This is a genomic window from Streptomyces deserti (assembly GCF_054782695.1).
Genome location: NZ_BAAGRZ010000039.1, coordinates 21076 through 39636 on the forward strand (window position 1 = coordinate 21076; position 18561 = coordinate 39636).

The 18561-nt window shown below is 72.0% G+C and carries 14 protein-coding genes and 1 pseudogene; 11 read left to right on the forward strand and 4 right to left on the reverse strand.

Features of this window, described 5'->3' with window-relative positions:
- Window positions 1-160 precede the first annotated feature (160 nt).
- Window positions 161-952 (forward strand): alpha/beta fold hydrolase, encoded by a 792-nt coding sequence (locus ACYVMZ_RS35630; protein ID WP_461087026.1) that lies wholly within the window; start codon window positions 161-163, stop codon window positions 950-952.
- 99 nt (window positions 953-1051) lie between these two features.
- Here the strand turns inward: ACYVMZ_RS35630 and ACYVMZ_RS35635 are convergent, their stop codons facing one another.
- Both ACYVMZ_RS35635 and ACYVMZ_RS35640 read right to left on the reverse strand, forming a co-directional pair.
- Window positions 1052-3019, reverse strand: coding sequence for an alkaline phosphatase family protein (locus tag ACYVMZ_RS35635; RefSeq protein WP_461087027.1), 1968 nt, complete (start codon window positions 3017-3019; stop codon window positions 1052-1054).
- A gap of 179 nt (window positions 3020-3198) precedes the next feature.
- The gene (locus tag ACYVMZ_RS35640; protein ID WP_461087028.1) at window positions 3199-4824 is read right to left on the reverse strand and encodes an acyl-CoA synthetase; all 1626 of its coding nucleotides are present in this window, start codon (window positions 4822-4824) and stop codon (window positions 3199-3201) included.
- A 174-nt stretch (window positions 4825-4998) separates the two neighbouring features.
- Here ACYVMZ_RS35640 and ACYVMZ_RS35645 point away from each other — a divergent pair, with 174 nt between their 5' ends.
- The 9 genes and pseudogenes from ACYVMZ_RS35645 to ACYVMZ_RS35685 all read left to right on the forward strand — a co-directional run bounded on the left by ACYVMZ_RS35645 (window position 4999) and on the right by ACYVMZ_RS35685 (window position 14033).
- On the forward strand, window positions 4999-5799 hold the full coding sequence (locus ACYVMZ_RS35645; RefSeq protein WP_461087029.1) for a crotonase/enoyl-CoA hydratase family protein: 801 nt from the start codon (window positions 4999-5001) through the stop codon (window positions 5797-5799).
- Between the two features lie 69 nt (window positions 5800-5868).
- Entirely contained in the window at window positions 5869-6810 is a 942-nt protein-coding gene (locus ACYVMZ_RS35650; protein ID WP_461087050.1) for a Zn-ribbon domain-containing OB-fold protein, read from the forward strand.
- Window positions 6807-7856: a thiolase domain-containing protein gene (locus ACYVMZ_RS35655; protein ID WP_461087030.1), complete on the forward strand. Its 1050-nt coding sequence runs from the start codon at window positions 6807-6809 to the stop codon at window positions 7854-7856. Before ACYVMZ_RS35650 ends, ACYVMZ_RS35655 begins: the two co-directional genes overlap by 4 nt.
- Window positions 7853-9019, forward strand: coding sequence for a thiolase domain-containing protein (locus tag ACYVMZ_RS35660; RefSeq protein ID WP_461087031.1), 1167 nt, complete (start codon window positions 7853-7855; stop codon window positions 9017-9019). The genes ACYVMZ_RS35655 and ACYVMZ_RS35660 overlap by 4 nt, the downstream gene beginning before the upstream one ends.
- Window positions 9020-9127: 108 nt before the next feature.
- The gene (locus ACYVMZ_RS35665) at window positions 9128-9370 is read left to right on the forward strand and encodes a DUF397 domain-containing protein (RefSeq protein WP_461087032.1); all 243 of its coding nucleotides are present in this window, start codon (window positions 9128-9130) and stop codon (window positions 9368-9370) included.
- Window positions 9371-9522: 152 nt separating this feature from the next.
- Complete coding sequence (locus ACYVMZ_RS35670; protein ID WP_461087033.1) at window positions 9523-10425, forward strand: universal stress protein; 903 nt, start codon at window positions 9523-9525, stop codon at window positions 10423-10425.
- Between the two features lie 260 nt (window positions 10426-10685).
- Window positions 10686-10967, forward strand: a pseudogene (locus ACYVMZ_RS35675) (CGNR zinc finger domain-containing protein); the annotation flags it as partial.
- A 57-nt stretch (window positions 10968-11024) separates the two neighbouring features.
- Entirely contained in the window at window positions 11025-11522 is a 498-nt protein-coding gene (locus ACYVMZ_RS35680) for a hypothetical protein (RefSeq protein ID WP_461087034.1), read from the forward strand.
- Between the two features lie 282 nt (window positions 11523-11804).
- On the forward strand, window positions 11805-14033 hold the full coding sequence (locus ACYVMZ_RS35685; RefSeq protein WP_461087051.1) for a glycoside hydrolase family 95 protein: 2229 nt from the start codon (window positions 11805-11807) through the stop codon (window positions 14031-14033).
- A gap of 111 nt (window positions 14034-14144) precedes the next feature.
- On the opposite strand, the gene ACYVMZ_RS35690 is transcribed toward ACYVMZ_RS35685, so the two are convergent.
- Window positions 14145-15284: an aminoglycoside phosphotransferase family protein gene (locus tag ACYVMZ_RS35690; RefSeq protein WP_461087035.1), complete on the reverse strand. Its 1140-nt coding sequence runs from the start codon at window positions 15282-15284 to the stop codon at window positions 14145-14147.
- A 234-nt stretch (window positions 15285-15518) separates the two neighbouring features.
- Here ACYVMZ_RS35690 and ACYVMZ_RS35695 point away from each other — a divergent pair, with 234 nt between their 5' ends.
- Window positions 15519-17015 (forward strand): DNA-binding protein NsdB, encoded by a 1497-nt coding sequence (locus ACYVMZ_RS35695; RefSeq protein WP_461087036.1) that lies wholly within the window; start codon window positions 15519-15521, stop codon window positions 17013-17015.
- Between the two features lie 106 nt (window positions 17016-17121).
- Here the strand turns inward: ACYVMZ_RS35695 and ACYVMZ_RS35700 are convergent, their stop codons facing one another.
- Entirely contained in the window at window positions 17122-18540 is a 1419-nt protein-coding gene (locus tag ACYVMZ_RS35700) for a PP2C family protein-serine/threonine phosphatase (RefSeq protein WP_461087037.1), read from the reverse strand.
- Window positions 18541-18561: the final 21 nt, after the last annotated feature.

Here is an 18561-nt window from a genome sequence, read left to right on the forward strand (position 1 = left end):
AATCCGGGCGACCGATCATTCGGTCGTTCTTCTGGAGATCAGTAATCCAGGAGAACGGCTCCCAGGCAAGGGCCCGGCCTGCACGATTTCGCCGAGTCGCAGAGTCACTCTGAGAGAACCGCGTTGCGGCCCGGCGCCGCGGCACGTGAGGATCGGCGGCATGTCGATCTTCAACGCCTGGGACGGGACCCAACTCGCTTGTCACGTCCGGGGTGACGGTGAACCCCTGGTCGTACTGCCCGGCGGGCCCATGCGGGCCTCCGCGTATCTCGGGGACCTGGGCGGGCTGAGCGCCCGTCGTCGGCTACGGTCGCAGCGGTGCGTCGCCGGGGTCGAGGACGTCGAGGCGCTGCGCGGCCACCTGGGTGTCGACCGGATGGACGTGTTCGCGCACTCGGCGGGCGGGAGCCTCGCCATGCTGTACGCGGCCCGGTACCCGGAGCGGGTGCGGCGGCTGGCCCTGGTCACCGCCACCCCGTGGGCCCTGGGGCTCCCGGCCACGCCCGAGGACCGGCTCGCCGCGGCCCGGCTGCGCGAGGACGAGCCGTGGTTCGCGGACACCTTCCCGGCGTTCGAGGCCTGGCTGGCGGGCACCGGGGACTTCGACCCCGCCTTCCTCCCCTTCTTCTACGGGTGTTGGGACGAGCGGGCCCGAGCCCACGCGGAACGCGACGAGGAGGAGACCAACGAGGAGGCGGCCGGCCGCTACGGCTCCCCGGGCGCCTACGACCCGCCCGCGACCCGGGCCGCGCTCGCCCGCCTCACCGCCCCCGTGCTCGTGCTCGCGGGCGAACTCGACGGTGGTCCGCGCCCCGACCTCGCCCGCCGCGCCGCCGACGCCTTCCCCGCGGCCGAGTTCGCCGTGCAGCCGGGGGCGGGGCACTACCCGTGGCTGGACGACCCGGAGTGGTTCGTACGGCCTGTCGCGGACTTCCTCTCCGGAGCACGGTGAGCTGCTCTGCCGTCGGCAGAGCGCCCACATCCTCCGCAGGCCTCGTGGGGCGGGAATCACGCCCGCGCTCGCCGCCGGGCCCCGCCGGTGTACGCGCCGTTACGCGCTCGGCCCGTACGCCGTCATGAACCGGTCGCGGAACTTGTCCATGCCCCACCGCGGAGCGTTCTCGGCCGGCTTGAGCCCGTCGGTCCAGCCCCAGTCGGCGACCCGGTCCAGCACCTTCTTGTCGTGGGCGACGATCGTGACGGGCACGTCCTTGCCGGTGTTCCCGGCGGTGACGGTGGGCACCGGCTGGTGGTCGCCGAGGAAGACGAGGACCGTGTCCTCGTCGCCGTACCGCTCGACCCACTCGATCAGGCTGCGCAGCGAGTACTCGATGGCGCGCCGGTACTCGGTGCGCACCTTCTCCGGGTCCTTCCAGACCTCCTTGGGGTCCGTGCCCTCCTTCTTGATCCGATGGAACACCGAGCCGTCGCCGAGGTCCTCCCAGTCGATCATGCGGGCGATGGGCGACCAGGGGTTGTGGCTGGAGGCGAGGATGATCTCCGCCATGATCGGCTCGCGGTCCTTCTTGCCGTGCTCCAGGCGTTCGAAGGCCTCCAGGCTGAACTGGTCGGGCACCGGCGTCCAGCTGAAGTACGGGCCGTGGTAGCCGAGGTGCTCCGAGTCGTAGATGTGGTCGAGGCCGAAGAACTTGCCCTCCGGCCAGGCCCGCCGCACGCCCGGCACGATGCCGACGGTCCGCCAGGCACCCGTCTTGCCGAAGTACTTGGTGAGGGTCATGCGGTCGCTGGTGGTCAGGCTGCGGTACCGCTGCTGGTTCTTGATCCACAGGCCGGACAGGAAGGTGGAGTGCGCCAGCCAGCTGCCGGCACCCGTCACCGGTGAGGTGAGCCAGCCGCTGCGCGACTCGAAACCGGCCGCCTTCAACGAACTCGTGCCGTCCTTCAGGACCGCGTCGACCTGATCGGCCATCGCCGGGTCGTCGATCGCGACACGGCCGTAGCTCTCGATGAAGGTGAACAGGACGTCCTTGCCGCGCAACCCGGTCAGCAACTGGTCGGGCGGGGTGTCCGCGAAGGCGTCCACGGCGGCCTGCTTCTCGAAGACCTTCGCGTCCCTGATTCCCGCGCGCACCTGCTCCACACGGTTGCCGAGGAACTCGGCGTTGCCCTTGGTGGCCACGGGGACGCTGGTGACCTGCACGCCCAGCGTCATACAGGTGATCCACGTGGTCCCGAGGATCAGCGTCGTACGGGTCGCGACGGGACGGTGGCGGACCATCAGGTTCGTCAGCCGCACCGTCGCGAGCGTCATGAGCACGAGCACGGCGACGAACAGGACGATCACCCCGACCACGGCGAGCACCTGGCCGGTGCGGCCGAACGTCTCCCGGAGGAAGTCCGTCGCGTGGCCGATCAGGATCCAGTCCAGGACCAGATCGAAGGGCCGGGCCAGCACCTGGTAGAAGCCCATGTCGACGAACTTCAGGACCGTGAGCAGACCGAGGAACACGCCCGAGACCACGGCTGTGATCCGCCGGAGCAGCGGCGGCAGCGCGAGCAGCAGGCCCGCGAGCAGAATGCCTTCGGCGGGAATACGGAGGAACGCGTCGACGGTGAGCCGTTCGAGGCGGTTCGGCACGAGCAGCGCGAAGAGCACGAGCGCGCCGGCCAGAACGGTCGTCCCCACGGTGACACCGCGCGCCGTACGGGGGTAGCGGCGCCGCCAGCCGAACCAGCCGGGGGGCTGGGAACCCGGCGCCTCCTGGGCACCTGCTGCCCGCACAGCTTCTTCTGCGCCGGTGCCGCGGTCTGCTTGCGTTGCGACGCTGTCGCCGTCTGCTTCCGCTGCGGCGCGATCGCCGTCTGTCCCCGCTGCGGCGGTGTCGCCGTCCGCTCCTGCTGCGACGCTGTCGCCGCCTGCTTCCGCTACAGCGGTCTCACCGTCCGGCCCCCCTGCACCCCTCTCACCGTCCCCCTCCGCTACAACCCTGTCGCCATCCGTGCCCGCCTCGCCCTCGGTGGTGTCCGGCAGCTGACGAGAGCGAGTGAAGAGCGACACCCGGAGGTCCTTCCGTGCGGTCGTGCAATGGCATGGCAAACAAGGCCCGGTGACCGAGCCTGCCACCACCAGTACGTCCGCACGTCACCTTCGGTTCAATCAGACTGGACCTCGGTCCCATCACACTGGACCTCGGTTCAATCGCGCTGGAACCTCGGTTCCCTCGCACCGGCCCGGATTCACCCGTCCACCGCCACGGCCACCTCCCGCGCCCACCGGTAGTCCGCCTTGCCGCTCGGCGACCGCTGGATGGCGTCCGTGATCACCAGCCGGCGCGGGATCTTGTAACCGGCCAGCCGGGCCCGGCAGTGGGTCTGGATGTCCTCCAGGGACGGCCGGGCCGCACCCTCGCGCAGTTGTACGACGGCCGCGACGTGCTGGCCCCAGCGGGCGTCCGGCACCCCGGCCACCAGTGCGTCGTACACGTCCGGGTGGGACTTGAGGGCCTGCTCGACCTCCTCCGGGTACACCTTCTCGCCGCCGGTGTTGATGCACTGGGAGCCGCGGCCGAGGACGGTGACCACGCCCTCCTCGTCGACGGTGGCCATGTCGCCGAGCAGCACCCACCGCTCGCCGTCCTTCTCGAAGAAGGTCTCGGCGGTCTTCGCCGGGTCGTTGTAGTAGCCGAGCGGCACGTGCCCGCACTGGGCGATCCGGCCCACCTCCCCGGCCGCGACCGGCTCGCGCGTGGCCGGGTCCACCACCTGCGTGCGGGAGTGGACGCGGATCCTGAAGCCCCGCTCGGGGCCCGCGTCCTCGGTCGCCGTGCCGTTGAAGCCGGACTCCGAGGAGCCGAAGTTGTTGAGCAGCAGCGCGTTCGGCACCAGGGCCTGGAACTGGCGGCGCACCGTCTCCGACATGATCGCGCCGGACGACGACACGCTGAACAGCGACGAGCAGTCCGTGCCCTTCATCGGTCCGCCGAGCGCGTCCACGAGCGGCCGCAGCATCGCGTCGCCCACCAGCGAGATGCTGGTGACCTTCTCCTTCTCGACGGTCCGCAGCACCTCCTCGGGCACGAACCTGCGGTGGATCACGACGCGTTGGCCGAAGCCGAAGCCGATGAACGCCGTCAGCGTGGAGGTGCCGTGCATCAGCGGGGCGGTGGGGAAGAAGGTGATCCCGTCGCCGCCCGCCGCGACGCGTTCGGCCAGTTCCTCGGGCTCCTTGACCGGCTCGCCGGTCGGGGCGCCGCCGCCGAGTCCCGCGAAGAACAGGTCCTCATGGCGCCACATCACGCCCTTGGGCATGCCGGTCGTGCCGCCGGTGTAGATGATGAACCGGTCGTCGCCCGAACGCCGAGGGAAGCCCCGCTCCGGCGACCCGGCGGCCTCGGCGTCCCGGAAGCCCAGGGCGGGCACCCCCGGGGCGGTCACCCCCGGGGCCGGCGGCCCCACCCGTATCAGGTGCCGCAGCTTCTCCGCCCGCGGCAGCGCGGCCGCCACCCGGTCCGTGAACTCGGCGTCGAAGGCCAGCGCCACCAGGTCCGCATCCCGGTAGAGGTACACCAACTCCTCTTCGACGTAGCGGTAGTTGACGTTGACCGGGACGAGTCGCGCCTTCAGGCAGCCCAGGACCGTCTGTAAGTACTCCACCCCGTTGTAGAGGTGGAGCCCGACGTGCTCCCCGGGCCGGATCCCGCTGTCGAGCAGGTGGTGACCGATGCGGTTGGCCGCCGCGTCCAGCTCGGCGTACGTCATCCGGCGCTCCGCGCCCGTGCCGGGGTGGTCGACGTACACGAGCGCCTCGCGGTCCGGCACCACGTCGACGACCGACTCGAACAGGTCGGCAAGGTTGTACTCCACCGCTCCTCCTGACCTTCGAGGGTCCGGGTCGCACCGGTTCGCGGTCATCAGAGCAAAGGGCCCCACAACTGTGAAGAGCCCGCGCAGAAGAAATCTGACTGACTGTCAGAAATCCCTTGAAGTGCTTCCCCGCCTCCTGCAACCTGTTCTCGTTCCTGCAGAGGGGAGACGGCGATGGGTGGCACCGAACACCTCACCGTGCAGCGCGAGGGCGCCACACTGGTGCTCACGCTCAACAGGCCGGACGCGAGGAACGCGCTCTCGCTGCCCATGCTCGTCGGCCTGTACGACGGCTGGGTCGAGGCCGACGAGGACGACGAGGTCCGCTCGATCGTGCTGACCGGCGCCGGCGGCGCGTTCTGCGCGGGCATGGACCTCAAGGCCCTCGCCGGGAACGGCATGGCGGGGCAGCAGTACCGGGACCGCCTCAAGACCGACCCGGACCTGCACTGGAAGGCGATGCTGCGCCACCACCGCCCCCGCAAGCCCGTCATCGCCGCCGTCGAGGGGCACTGCGTCGCGGGCGGCACGGAGATCCTCCAGGGCACCGACATCCGCGTCGCGGGCGAGTCCGCGACCTTCGGGCTGTTCGAGGTGAAACGCGGGCTGTTCCCGATCGGCGGCTCCACGGTCCGGCTGCAACGCCAGATCCCGCGCACCCACGCCCTGGAGATGCTGCTCACCGGCCGCCCCTACAGCGCCCACGAGGCCGCCGCCATCGGCCTGATCGGGCACGTCGTCCCCGACGGCACCGCCCTCACCAAGGCCCTTCAGATCGCCGAGCAGATCAACGCCTGCGGCCCGCTGGCCGTCGAGGCGGTCAAGGCGTCGGTGTACGAGACGGCGGAGATGACCGAGGCCGAGGGCCTCGCCGCCGAACTCGCCCGTGGCCGGCCCATCTTCGACACCGCCGACGCCAAGGAGGGCGCCCGCGCCTTCGCGGAGAAGCGACCGCCCGTCTACAAGCGCGCCTGAGCCGCACCGATCGCGCGCCCGACCCTCCGAAGGAGGCAGCGCCCCATGGCCGACGTCCTCAAAGGTCCCGTGCCCGACGTCCTCAGAGCTCCCCTCGTCGTCGAGTTCCCCTTCACCCGCTCCCTCGGCCCCGTCCAGAGCGCCTTCCTCACCGGCCTGCGCGAACGCGTCGTCCTGGGGGTGCGCACCAGCGACGGCCGTACTCTCGTCCCACCCGTCGAGTACGACCCCGTCACCGCCGAGGAGATCCGCGACCTCGTCGAGATCGCCCCCACCGGCACGGTCACCACCTGGGCCTGGAACCACGCCCCCCGCCGCGGCCAGCCCCTGACCACGCCCTTCGCCTGGGCCCTCGTCCGTCTCGACGGCGCCGACACCGCCCTCCTGCACGCCCTCGACGCCCCCGGCCCCGACGCCGTGCACACCGGCATGCGGGTCCGCGTCCGCTGGGCCGAGGAGCGCTCCGGCGCCATCACGGACATCGCCTGCTTCGAGCCGTACGACGGCGAACCGGCCCGACCCCCCGGCCACACCGGCGAGTTCGAGGACCCGGTCACCGGCATCGTCGCCCCCGCCCGCCTCGACTACACCTACTCGCCCGGTCGCGCCCAGTCCGCCTACATCCACGCCCTCGCCGGGCGCCGCACCGTCGGCGAACGCTGCCCGTCCTGCCGCAAGGTGTACGTCCCGCCGAGGGGTGCGTGCCCCACATGTGGGGTGGCCACAGCGGAACAGGTCGAGGTGGGGCCGCGCGGCACAGTGACCACCTTCTGCATCGTCAACATCAAGGCGAAGAACCTCGACATAGACGTGCCGTACGTCTACGCCCACATCGCCCTCGACGGCGCCGACCTCGCCCTGCACGGGCGCATCGGCGGGATCCCGTACGACCAGGTGCGGATGGGGCTGCGCGTCGAGCCCGTGTGGACGGAGGGCGCCCGCTACCCCGACCACTACAGGCCCACCGGCGAACCCGACGCGGAGTACGACACTTACAAGGAGCTGCTGTGACCCGCGAGATCGCCGTCGTCGCCTTCGCCCAGACCGGCCACCGGCGCAGCAGCGAGGAGTCCTCCGAGGTCGAGATGCTCATGCCGGTGCTGCACGAGGTGCTCGACCGGACCGGCCTGAAGACCGCCGACATCGACTTCGCCTGCTCCGGCTCCAGCGACTACCTCGCCGGGCGTGCCTTCTCCTTCACCCTCGCCCTCGACGGCGTGGGCGCCTGGCCGCCGATCTCCGAGTCGCACGTCGAGATGGACGGGGCGTGGGCGCTGTACGAGGCGTGGACCAAGCTGCTGACCGGCGACGCCGACACCGCGCTCGTGTACGCCTACGGCAAGTCCTCGCCCGGCTCCGTACGCGACGTCCTGACCCGGCAGCTCGACCCGTACTACGTCGCTCCCCTGTGGCCCGACTCGGTGGCCCTGGCCGCCCTTCAGGCGCAGGCGCTCATCGACGCGGGCGAGACGGACGAGCCCGCGCTCGCCGCCGTCGCCGCTCGCAACCGGGAGGCGGCGGCCACCAACTCCCATGCCCAGCTGAGGGGTTCGGTACCGCACGGGGAGTACCTCGTACGGCCCCTGCGCACGGGCGACTGCCCGCCCATCGGCGACGGCGCCGCCGCCGTGATCCTCGCGGCGGGGGAGCGGGCCCGGGACCTGTGCGCCCGGCCCGCCTGGATCCGGGGCATCGACCACCGCATCGAGGCACACGGCCTCGGCGTGCGCGACCTGACCGACTCGCCGTCCACCCGGCTGGCCGCCGACAAGGCCGGTGCCTTCGAACGGCCCGTCGACACCGCCGAGTTGCACGCACCCTTCACCGCGCAGGAGGTCATCCTGCGCAAGGTCCTCCGGCTCGGCGACACCGTGTGCGTCAATCCCTCCGGCGGTGCACTCGCCGCCCACCCGATCATGGCAGCCGGTCTGATCCGCATCGGAGAGGCCGCCGCCCGCATCCACGAGGGCGCCTCCGACCGCGCGCTCGCCCACGCCACGTCCGGTCCCTGCCTGCAGCAGAACCTGGTCGCCGTCCTCGAAGGGGATCCCCGATGAGCAAGGAGCCCGTGGCCGTCGTCGGCGTCGGCCAGACAAAACACGTCGCGGCACGCCGGGACGTCTCCATCGCCGGGCTCGTACGGGAGGCCGCCGGGCGGGCCCTCACCGACGCCGACCTGACCTGGTCCGACATCGAGGCCGTCGTGATCGGCAAGGCGCCCGACTTCTTCGAGGGCGTCATGATGCCCGAGCTCTACCTCGCCGACGCGCTCGGCGCGGTCGGAAAACCGATGCTGCGGGTGCACACGGCCGGCTCCGTCGGCGGATCCACCGCGCTCGTCGCCGCCAGCCTCGTCGCGGCCCGCGTCCACGGCACCGTCCTGACCCTCGCCTTCGAAAAGCAGTCCGAGTCCAACGCCATGTGGGGCCTGTCCCTGCCGATCCCCTTCCAGCAGCCCCTCCTGGCCGGGGCCGGCGGCTTCTTCGCCCCGCACGTGCGCGCGTACCTGCGACGCAGCGGCGCGCCCGACACGATCGGCGCCCTGGTCGCCTACAAGGACCGGCGCAACGCGCTGAAGAACCCCTACGCCCACCTCCACGAGCGGGACATCACCCTCGAGAAGGTCATGGCCTCGCCCATGCTGTGGGACCCGATCCGCTACTCGGAGACCTGCCCCTCCTCCGACGGCGCCTGCGCCATGGTCCTCACCGACCGCGCCGGGGCCGCCCGGGCACCGCGCCCGCCCGCCTGGCTGCTCGGCGGCGCGATGCGCAGCGAACCGACCCTCTTCGCCGGCAAGGACTTCGTCTCGCCCCGGGCCGGCCGGGACTGCGCGGCCGACGTCTACCGGCAGGCGGGGATCACCGACCCGCGCCGCGAGATCGACGCCGCCGAGATCTACGTGCCGTTCTCCTGGTACGAACCCATGTGGCTGGAGAACCTCGGCTTCGCCGCGGAGGGCGAGGGCTGGAAACTCACCGAGGCCGGGGTGACCGAGCTGGACGGGGACCTGCCGGTCAACATGTCGGGCGGCGTGCTGTCCACCAACCCCATCGGCGCCTCCGGCATGATCCGCTTCGCGGAGGCGGCGCTCCAGGTGCGCGGACAGGCCGGGGAACACCAGGTGGACGGCGCGCGCAGGGTGCTCGGCCACGCCTACGGCGGCGGATCCCAGTTCTTCTCCATGTGGCTCGTGGGATCCCAGCCTCCGGACGCCTGAGGGGCCGCACTCCTGAGGCCCGGGACAACGTCCTCTTCACGTGGCCTGTTGAGGTCAGGAGCCGATCGCTAGGCTGGCCGCGGACGACGAATCGGGAGGAGCACGGACGTGGCCGAGACCACCACCCAACAGCGCCCGCTCACGGGCTGGGACAAGCCGGAGCTGGACCTCAGCAACGCGCAGTGGCAGTCCAGCAGCCGCGGCCTGGGGGATGTCCAGATCGCCTTCGTGGAGGGGTTCATCGCCATGCGGAACAGTGCCCGCCCGGAAAGCCCCTCGCTGATCTTCACACCCGCCGAATGGGGCGCCTTCGTGTCGGGAGCACGGGAAGGGGAGTTCGACCTCACCTGATGCCACCTGTTCTCACCTGACCTCACCTGATCCGACCGGGGGTGTTCCGCCCGTTTTTCCGGACACGCGACCTGCGGCACCCACCCGGGGCCGACGCCTGAGCCAGGCTGGCCCCGGGAGGGGAACGGTCGTACTCCGGAGGTGAGGAACCCATGAGCGCCCTGCCGGTCATCGCGGCGGTCGACGGTTCGGACGACAGCCTGCGCGCCCTGGAGTGGGCCCTGGACGCCGCCCGCCGGCGTGCGGCGCCGCTGCGGGTGGTGCACGTACGGCAGTACGCCCCCTGGGTGCTGCCCGAGGCGCTGGCCGTCGCGCCGCCGGTCCCGGAGGACGACCCGGTGCTCGACCAGGTCCGCGCCCGTCTGGCGGGTCGCACCGACCTGCCGGTGGTGGAGTACCTCGGCCTGGAGGGCGCGCCGAGCGCCGTGCTGCCGGAACTGGGCGCCTCCGCCCAGCTGTTGGTGCTCGGCTCCCGGGGCCGGGGCGGCTTCGCCAGCCTGCTGCTCGGCTCCAACGGCATGGCCTGCGCCCGCGACGCCGAGTGCCCCGTCGTGGTGGTGCCCCGGCCCGGGCGCGAGGTCCACGGCGAAGCACCGGCCGGGCCCGGCCCCCGGGTGGTCGTCGGCCTGCAGGTCGACAGCCCCGACGAGGCCACGCTCGCCTTCGCCTTCGCCGAGGCCGCCCTGCGGGGCGCCCGCCTCCAGGTGGTCGCCGCCTATCCGTGGCCCGCACAGGCCTGGATTCTGCCCGCCGAGCTGCCCCCGCCGATGATCGACCAGGACGCCGTCGAGAACGACACCCGCACCCTCACCGAGGGCTTCCTCGCCCCGCACCGCGCACGGCACCCCGACGTCCGGGCCGAGGCCTACGTGGCTCCCGGCGACGCGGCCGGGCACCTCGTGGCGGCCTCGAAGGACGCCGAGCTGGTCGTCGTGGGCCGCCACCGGCGGCGCCTGCTGGCACCCGCCCGCATGATGGGTTCCGTCACCCAGGCTGTCCTGCTGCACGCGGCCAGCCCCGTGGCGGTGGTCCCGCCGACCCCACCGGAGGACTGAGCAAGCCGGTCGGAGGAGGACTGACCGCTCCGGTCACTGGAGGACTGACCGGGCCGGTCACTGGAGGACTGACCGGGCCGGTCACTGGAGTACCGACGAGGCCGGTCACTGGAGGACTGACCGGGCCGGTCACTGGAGTACTGACGAGGCCGGTCACCGGAGGACGACCGCGCCGGTCACGGGCGGACTGGCCGCGCCGCTTAATGGATACCGGCAGCCCTATCATCAGCCCATGCGGGACTCGACCAGCAGGGACGCCCGCCCGCACGCCGACCGTTCCCGTCCTGAGCTGGGCGGAGAACGCCGAACCCGTCCTGGACCGGCGGCCCGTGCGCGGCGCGGACGACCTGACGGCCGCGCTCGCCCAGGCCGCGATCGCCTTCCTCGCGAGCCCGGACCGGGAGCGGCTGCGCGCCTGCCACGCACCGCGCTGCGCCCGGTACTTCCTCAAGGAGCACCCGCGCCAGGAGTGGTGCGAGCCGTCCTGCGGCAACCGGGCCCGGGTGGCCCGCCACCACGAACGGCATCGCCGGACCGCGTAGGGGTCACGAGTGCCGCCCCCCCGACACGCGGCACGCCCGGGCACGTACCATGGCGACATGTCGTTCCTCCGCCGCCGCAGCGCCACTCCCGCCGGGCCCGACTTCGACGTACTGGCCATGGACCCGGGCGACTGGCCCGGCAATCTGGGCGCCGGGCTGCTGCCCGCCCCCGACGGCACCTGCCAGGGCGTCTTCCTGCGTTACGACCTGTTCGGCGGCCGCGGCCCCGCGATGATCATCGGCAACCTGCCGGAGGGCTCCCCGGCCCGTGACGTCCCCGAGGGACAGGTCCCCTTCGAGGTCGCCCAGCTGCTGCTGGCCATGGAGAACGACGAGGAGGTGACCGTCGTCGGGACCGAGGACGTGCCGGTGATGCAGGGCGACAACCTGCTGATCGTGCGCCGCGTCAAGCTCTCCGAGAGCCGGATCTCCTGCGTGCAGTTCGACCGCAGCGACGGCGTCCTCGTCACCATCGCCGCCTGGGACCGCCCCATCACCGACGACCTGTACGCCCTCCTGAAGCCCCTCCCGGCGGAGCTGTTCCAGCAGGGCTGAGCCCCGGCGGGCCGCTGTGAACCCTCGCGGCCCCCTGCGGTCGCTTCTGGTCTCGTTCGGTCCTTCGCACGTTCTGTCATGACCCTTGTCGCTTGAGTCATCGGACCATTAGCGTCGAGGGTCATGTCGCATGAGCCGCATGACATCTCCCGAAGAAGCACCCTCAAAGCTGCCGTAGCCGGGGCGGGTGGCCTTGCCCTGAGCGGCCTCGCGCTGAGTTCCGAAGAGGCTGTCGCCGTGGAGTCAGCCGTGGAGTCATCCGATGTGTCGGTGGGGGCCTCGGTGCTCTGGTACGCCGCCCCGGCCACCGACTGGGAACGCGAGGCCCTGCCCATCGGCAACGGCGCCCTGGGTGCCATGGTGTTCGGCACTGTCGCCTCCGAGCGGCTGCAGCTCAACGAGAAGACGCTGTGGACCGGCGGCCCCGGTTCGGCCCAGGGCTACGACTTCGGCAACTGGCGTGCGCCCCGCCCCGGAGCCCTCACCGCCGTCCAGGACGACCTCGACACACGGACCCGGCTCGACCCCGACGACGTCGCCGCCCGGCTCGGCCAGCCGCGCGTGGGCTACGGCGCCCACCAGACCTTCGGCGACCTGCACCTCGACTTCCCCGACGCACCGGCCACGACCCCCGCCACCTACCGCCGCGAACTCGACCTCGACAACGGCGTCGCCTCGGTCGTCCACACCCACCGACAGGTGCGCCACCAAAGGGACTTCTTCGCCTCCCACCCGGACGGTGTGATCGTCGGGCGGATCAGCGCCGACCGGCCGGGCAACGTCACGTTCACCCTGCGCTACACCTCACCGCGCAGCGACTACGAGGCCGCCGCGGCGGGCGGCACGCTCACCGTGCGCGGCGCCCTCAAGGACAACGGCCTGCGCTTCGAGACGCGGATCCGGGTACGCAGCAAGGGCGGGACCGTCTCTTCGCACGCCGACGGCACGATCACGGTCACCGGAGCCGACAGCGCCTGCTTCGTGCTGGCCGTCGGCACGGACTACGCCGACACCTACCCCGACTACCGCGGCGAAGACCCGCACGCCGCCGTCACCCGCGCCGTCGAACGGGCCGGCGACCGCTACGAGTCCCTCCTGGTCCGCCACGTCCGCGACCACCGCGCCCTCTTCCACCGCGTCGTACTGGACATCGGCCAGTCCCTCCCGCCGGACGTCCCCACCGACCGGCTCCTCGCCTCCTACACCGGCGGCTCGAACCAGGCCGACCGCGCCCTGGAAGCCCTCTTCTTCCAGTACGGCCGCTATCTGCTCATCGCCTCGTCCCGCCCCGGATCGCTGCCCGCCAACCTCCAGGGCGTCTGGAACCACAGCACCAGGCCCCCGTGGTCGGCGGACTACCACGTCAACATCAACCTGCAGATGAACTACTGGCTCGCCGAGGCCGCGGGCCTCGCCGAGACGACCGCCCCGTACGACCGTTTCGTCGAGGCCCTGCGCGCCCCGGGCCGCCGCACGGCGCGGGAGATGTTCGGCTCGCGCGGCTGGGTCGTGCACAACGAGACCAACCCCTACGGCTTCACAGGCGTCCACGACTGGCCGACCGCGTTCTGGTTCCCCGAGGCGGCGGCCTGGCTCACCCAGCAGCTCTACGAGCACTACCTCTTCGGCGGCTCCACCGACTACCTGCGCACCACCGCCTACCCGGTGATGAAGGAGGCCGCCGAGTTCTGGCTCGACAACCTGCGCACCGACCCGCGCGACGGGACGCTGGTCGTCACGCCCAGCTACTCGCCCGAGCACGGCGACTTCACGGCGGGCGCGGCCATGTCCCAGCAGATCGTGCACGACCTGTTCACCAACACCCTGGAAGCGGCGCGGATCCTGGGCGACTCCCCGGCCTTCCGGACGGAGCTGGAGCAGGCACTGGACCGGCTGGACCCGGGCCTGCGCATCGGCTCCTGGGGCCAGCTCCAGGAGTGGAAGGCCGACCTGGACGACCCCACCGACACCCACCGGCACGTCTCCCACCTGTTCGCCCTGCACCCGGGCCGGCAGATCCGGCCCGGCAGCCCCTGGGCCGAGGCCGCCAAGGTCTCCCTCACCGCACGCGGCGACGGCGGCACCGGCTGGTCCAAGGCCTGGAAGATCAACTTCTGGGCGCGGCTGCGCGACGGCGACCACGCCCACAAGATGCTCGGCGAACAGCTGAAGTCCTCCACCCTGCCCAACCTGTGGGACACCCACCCGCCGTTCCAGATCGACGGCAACTTCGGCGCCACCTCCGGGATGGTGGAGATGCTCCTGCAGAGCCAGCACGGTGTCATCGAGATCCTGCCCGCTCTCCCCGCCGCCTGGCCCGACGGCTCGGTGCGCGGCCTGCGCGCCCGGGGCGGAGCCACCATCGACGTCGACTGGTCGCGGGGCAGGGCCACCCGCATCGCGCTGACCGCCGTACGGACCCGCGAACTCACCCTCCGCAGCGACCTGTTGAAGGGCGGAGAGGTGATGTTCAAGGCGATCGCCGGACGGCGGTACGTCTGGGGGCACTGAGCTGGCACTGAGCGCGCACACCGAGGGCCGGGCGGCCTTGAGAGCACCGCCCGCACACACGAAGGCCCGCGGTGCGCCCCTGTCCAGGCGCACCGCGGACCGCCGTCCCCGTCAGCGAGTGCCGACCGCCGCGCGCACGGCCCGCCGGGCCATCTGGCAGTCGTCGTGCAGCCGCCGCAGCAGCAGCCGCTGTTCCTCGCCCGTCGGCGCAGCACCAGGGTGGGCCGCTCCCGGTGCCGCCGGGGTCGTGTCGTGCATCGAACGCTGCACGGCCGTCTCGTAGGTCCGGATCTCACGGGTCAGCACGAGCATCAGGTTCACCAGGAACGCGTCCCGTGAGGCCGGGCCCGCCGACTGGGCGATCTGACTGATCTGACGGCGTGCCACCGGTGCGTCCCCGAGCACCGACCACAGCGTCGCCAGGTCGTACCCCGGCAGGTACCAGCCCGCGTGCTCCCAGTCCACCAGCACTGGACCAGCCGGTGAGAGCAGGATGTTCGACAGGAGTGCGTCGCCGTGGCAGAACTGGCCCATGCCCTGCCGCCCGGCCGCCTGCGCGATGCCGTGCAGCAGTTTCTGCAGGTCGCCCATGTCCCGGTCGGTGAGCAGGCCCAGCTCGTGGTACCGGGAGATCCGCGCCGCGTAGTCCAGCGGGGCGTCGAACGTGCCCGCCGGCGGCCGCCAGGAGTTCAGCCGGCAGATCGCGCCGAGTGCCGCCCTGATGTCCGCCCGCTGCGGCGCCTCCGCCGGGTGGCGCTGCAGTGCCGCCACCCGTCCGGGCATCCGCTCGATGACCAGCGTGCAGTTGTCCGGGTCCGCCGCGATCAGCCGGGGCGCCCGCACGGGCGGGCGGTGCCGGACGAACGTGCGGTAGGCCGCTATCTCGTGGCGGATCCGCTCGGCCCACGCGGGGGAGTGGTCCAGTAAACACTTGGCGACCGCCGTGCTGCGTCCGGTCGTACCGACCAGGAGCACGGAGCGTCCACTGCGGCGCAGCACCTGCACCGGAGCGAACTCCGGGCAGATCCGGTGCACCGACGCGATCGCCGTGCGCAGCTGGGCGCCCTGAGGGCCGGACAAGTCGAGTCTCCCGCTGAGGGGTTGGGTGCCGGGACCCGCGGCGCGCCGCGGCCTGCCCGCGCCGAGCACGGGCGCCGCCGGGCGCGCGGGGGCGAGGTAGGGGCCGCTGTCCGTGGGACGGGGGCGCAGCGACCGGGGCGGGGCGGACACGGAGGACGATGCTGCGTACATGGGCGATACAGATCCCTTCGTGTGCCTGCGACGTCATACGCCCACCCGGCCCGGCCGCCCAGGCGCACCCTGGGGAATGTCCCTGGGGCGACCGGGTCGGGGTGGCGCGTTCCTACCTGACACCCGATGCCCCGTGGCACACCATCTGGCGCACCCTGGCGAACCCTGGCGAATAGTCGCCCGGCAAGTCTGGCCGGGCTACTGTCAACTCAGCCGAGAACCTGGGGGCTTGACGTGAGCGGACAACCCAACACCCGGCTCGCGGACCTGTTCGGCCTGGCCGGCTGGTCCAAGGGCGAACTCGCGAGGCTGGTCAACAAGCAGGCGGCGGCCATGGGCCACCCCCAGCTGGCGACCGACACCTCCCGGGTGCGGCGGTGGATCGACATGGGAGAGATCCCGCGCGATCCGGTGCCGCGTGTGCTGGCGGCTCTGTTCACCGAGCGTCTCGGCCGTGTCGTGACCATTGAGGACCTCGGTCTGGTCCGGCACGGGCGTGCGGGGAAACGGCAGGGCGGCGGGAGTGCGGAGCATCCCGACTCAGTGCCGTGGGCGCCCGAGCGGACCGCCGCGGTCCTCACCGAATTCACGGGAATGGACCTCATGCTCAACCGACGCGGCTTGGTGGGCGCGGGCGCCGCGCTCGCCGCGGGATCCGCACTCAGCAGCGCCATGCACGACTGGCTGCACACCGACCCTGCCCTGGCTGCCGACGCTCCCGACCTCCACAATCCCCTGCACGCCGACACCGCCGGGTTCGACCGCTATGAGGCCGCCCCCATCGGGTCGCAGGAGATCGAGGAACTGGAGCGTTCGGTCGAGGTGTTCCGCGCCTGGGACGCGGCCCGCGGCGGCGGGCTCCAGCGCAAGGCCGTGGTGGGCCAGCTCAACGAGGTGGGCGGCATGCTCGCCTACCGACACCCACCCCATCTCCAGCGGCGCCTGTGGGGCGTCGCCGCCAACCTCGCCGTCCTCGCGGGCTGGATGTCCCACGACGTCGGCCTCGAACCCACGGCCCAGAAGTACTTCATCATCGCCGCCCACGCGGCAAGAGAGGGCGGCGACCGGCCACGCGCCGGCGAGGCCCTGTCGCGGGCGGCCCGTCAGATGGTGCACCTGGGCCGCCCCGATGACGCCCTCGACCTCATGAAGCTCGCCAAGTCCGGCTCCGGCGACGAGGTCCTGCCCCGCACCAAGGCCATGCTCCACACCGTCGAGGCCTGGGCACAGGCCTCCATGGGCAAGGGCCAGGCGATGCGCCGCACCCTCGGACAGGCGGAGGACCTCTTCGTCTCCGACAAGGCCGACGTGCCGCCGCCGGACTGGATGCAGCTGTTCACGGAGGAGGACCTCTACGGCATGCAGGCCCTGGCCTACCGCACGCTGGCTGAGTTCGAGCCCGGTGCGGCCGCGCACGCGCAGCACTACGCGGAGAAGGCCCTGGCCCTGCGGACCGACGCCCGGCAGCGGTCGAAGATCTTCGACTACCTGTCCATGGCCTCGGCCTGCTTCATCGCGGACGATCCCGAACAGGCGGACCGGTACGCACGGCTGGCCCTGATGTCGATGGGGTCCAACTCCTCGCACCGCACCTGGGACCGGCTGCGTCAGATGTACCGGCTCACCGCCGAGTACGCCGGCTATCCGAAGATCGAGGAGCTGCGGGAGGAGATCAGGCTCGCCCTGCCGAAGGCGAGGAACGGCAAGAGCGGCACCAGCGCACAGACGTAAAACGACTGCGCGCTGCCTCTCGTCACCTCACCTCTCATCACGTCACCCCGGCGCGGAGACAGCACGTCACCCCGGCGGGGACCTGGCACGCCACCCCGGCGGGGAGCTATGACGCCACCCTGGCGATGAGCACGCAGGCGTCGTCCTCGCGTTCGCTCCCGCCGAACTCCTCGACGACCGTCCGCAGGCAGTCCTGTGCGGTACGGCCCTCGGCGAAGCGTGGAGCCAGGTCGATCAGGAGGCTCGCGGCCCCCGTTCCGCTGCGCCCGGACACCAGTCCGTCGGTGTGCAGGAGCAGCAGGTCGCCCACCTCGAGGGTCTCTTCGGCCTGCCCGTAGGTGGCGCCGGTGGTGGCGCCGAGCAGGACGCCGTCCGGTGCGTTCAGCGCGCGCCCCGTCCCGTCGCGGAACAGCAGCGGGGCGGGGTGTCCCGCCTGGGCCCACACCAGTGTGCGGGTGTCGGGCCGGTAGCGGCAGCAGACGGCGCTGCCGAGGGCCGGCTCCGCGGTGGCGTCCACTAACTGGTTGAGCCAGGCCAGCAGCTGCCCGGGCTGGGTGCCCGCCATCGCCATGCCGCGGACGGCGCCCAGCAGCATCGCCATGCCCGACGCGACGCCGACGCCGTGTCCGGTCAGGTCGCCGACGCTGAGCAGCGTCTCGCCGTCGGTCAGTTCGAGCGCGTCGTACCAGTCGCCGCCGATGAGCGTGCTCACCGACGACGGCAGGTAGTGGGCCGCGAGGTCCAGGGTGCGCGGGCCGCGGTGCGGGAGCCGCAGGGAGCCGCGCCACGGTGGCAGCACGGCCTCCTGCAGCTCGACCGCGAGCCGGTGCTCGGTCTGTGCGACGTGCCGCCGGCGGGCGAGCGAGTCACGGGTCTCGCTCACCTCCCGCTGGCTGCGCCGCAGCTCGCTGACGTCGCGCAGCACGGCCCACATCGAGGCCGTGCTGCCGTCAGTGTCGAGTACCGGTTCGCCCATCATGTGCACGGTCCGTACGTCTCCGTCGGGCCGCAGGATGCGGAACTCCCCGTCGATGGGCCGGGCGTCGACGAGGCAGTCCGTGACCATCGCCGTCAGTTTCGCGCGGTCCTCGTCGAGCACCAGCGAGGGCAGCTCGTCGAGGGTGAGCGGGGCGGTGGCGGGGTCGCGGCCCAGAATCCGGTAGAGCTCCCCGGACCAGTCGGCCTCGTCGGTCAGCAGGTTCCACTCCGCGCTGCCGACCCGGCTGAGCAGCGAGCCGTGCCGGGGGACGGCGGGCGGCGCTTCGGCTCCGGCATCCTCGGGCGCGGGCAGCGGGCCGTCCCGCAGCTGCGCCAAGTGAGCGTCCAGGTCGTTGAGTTGGTGCAGCGCCAGGTCGCACAGTGCGCGCTGCCAGCGTTCCTGCGGGTCCGATCCGTCGCCCTGCGCGTCGCGCCGTACGGCGTCGACGTCGCCCTTGAGCCGCCGCGTCTGCGAGATGAGCGCGTCCACCGAGCCGCGTCCTGGCGGCTGGGCGGCTGGGCGGTCCGCGGAGAGATGGGACGGCATGACGCACTCCGATGCGGGACG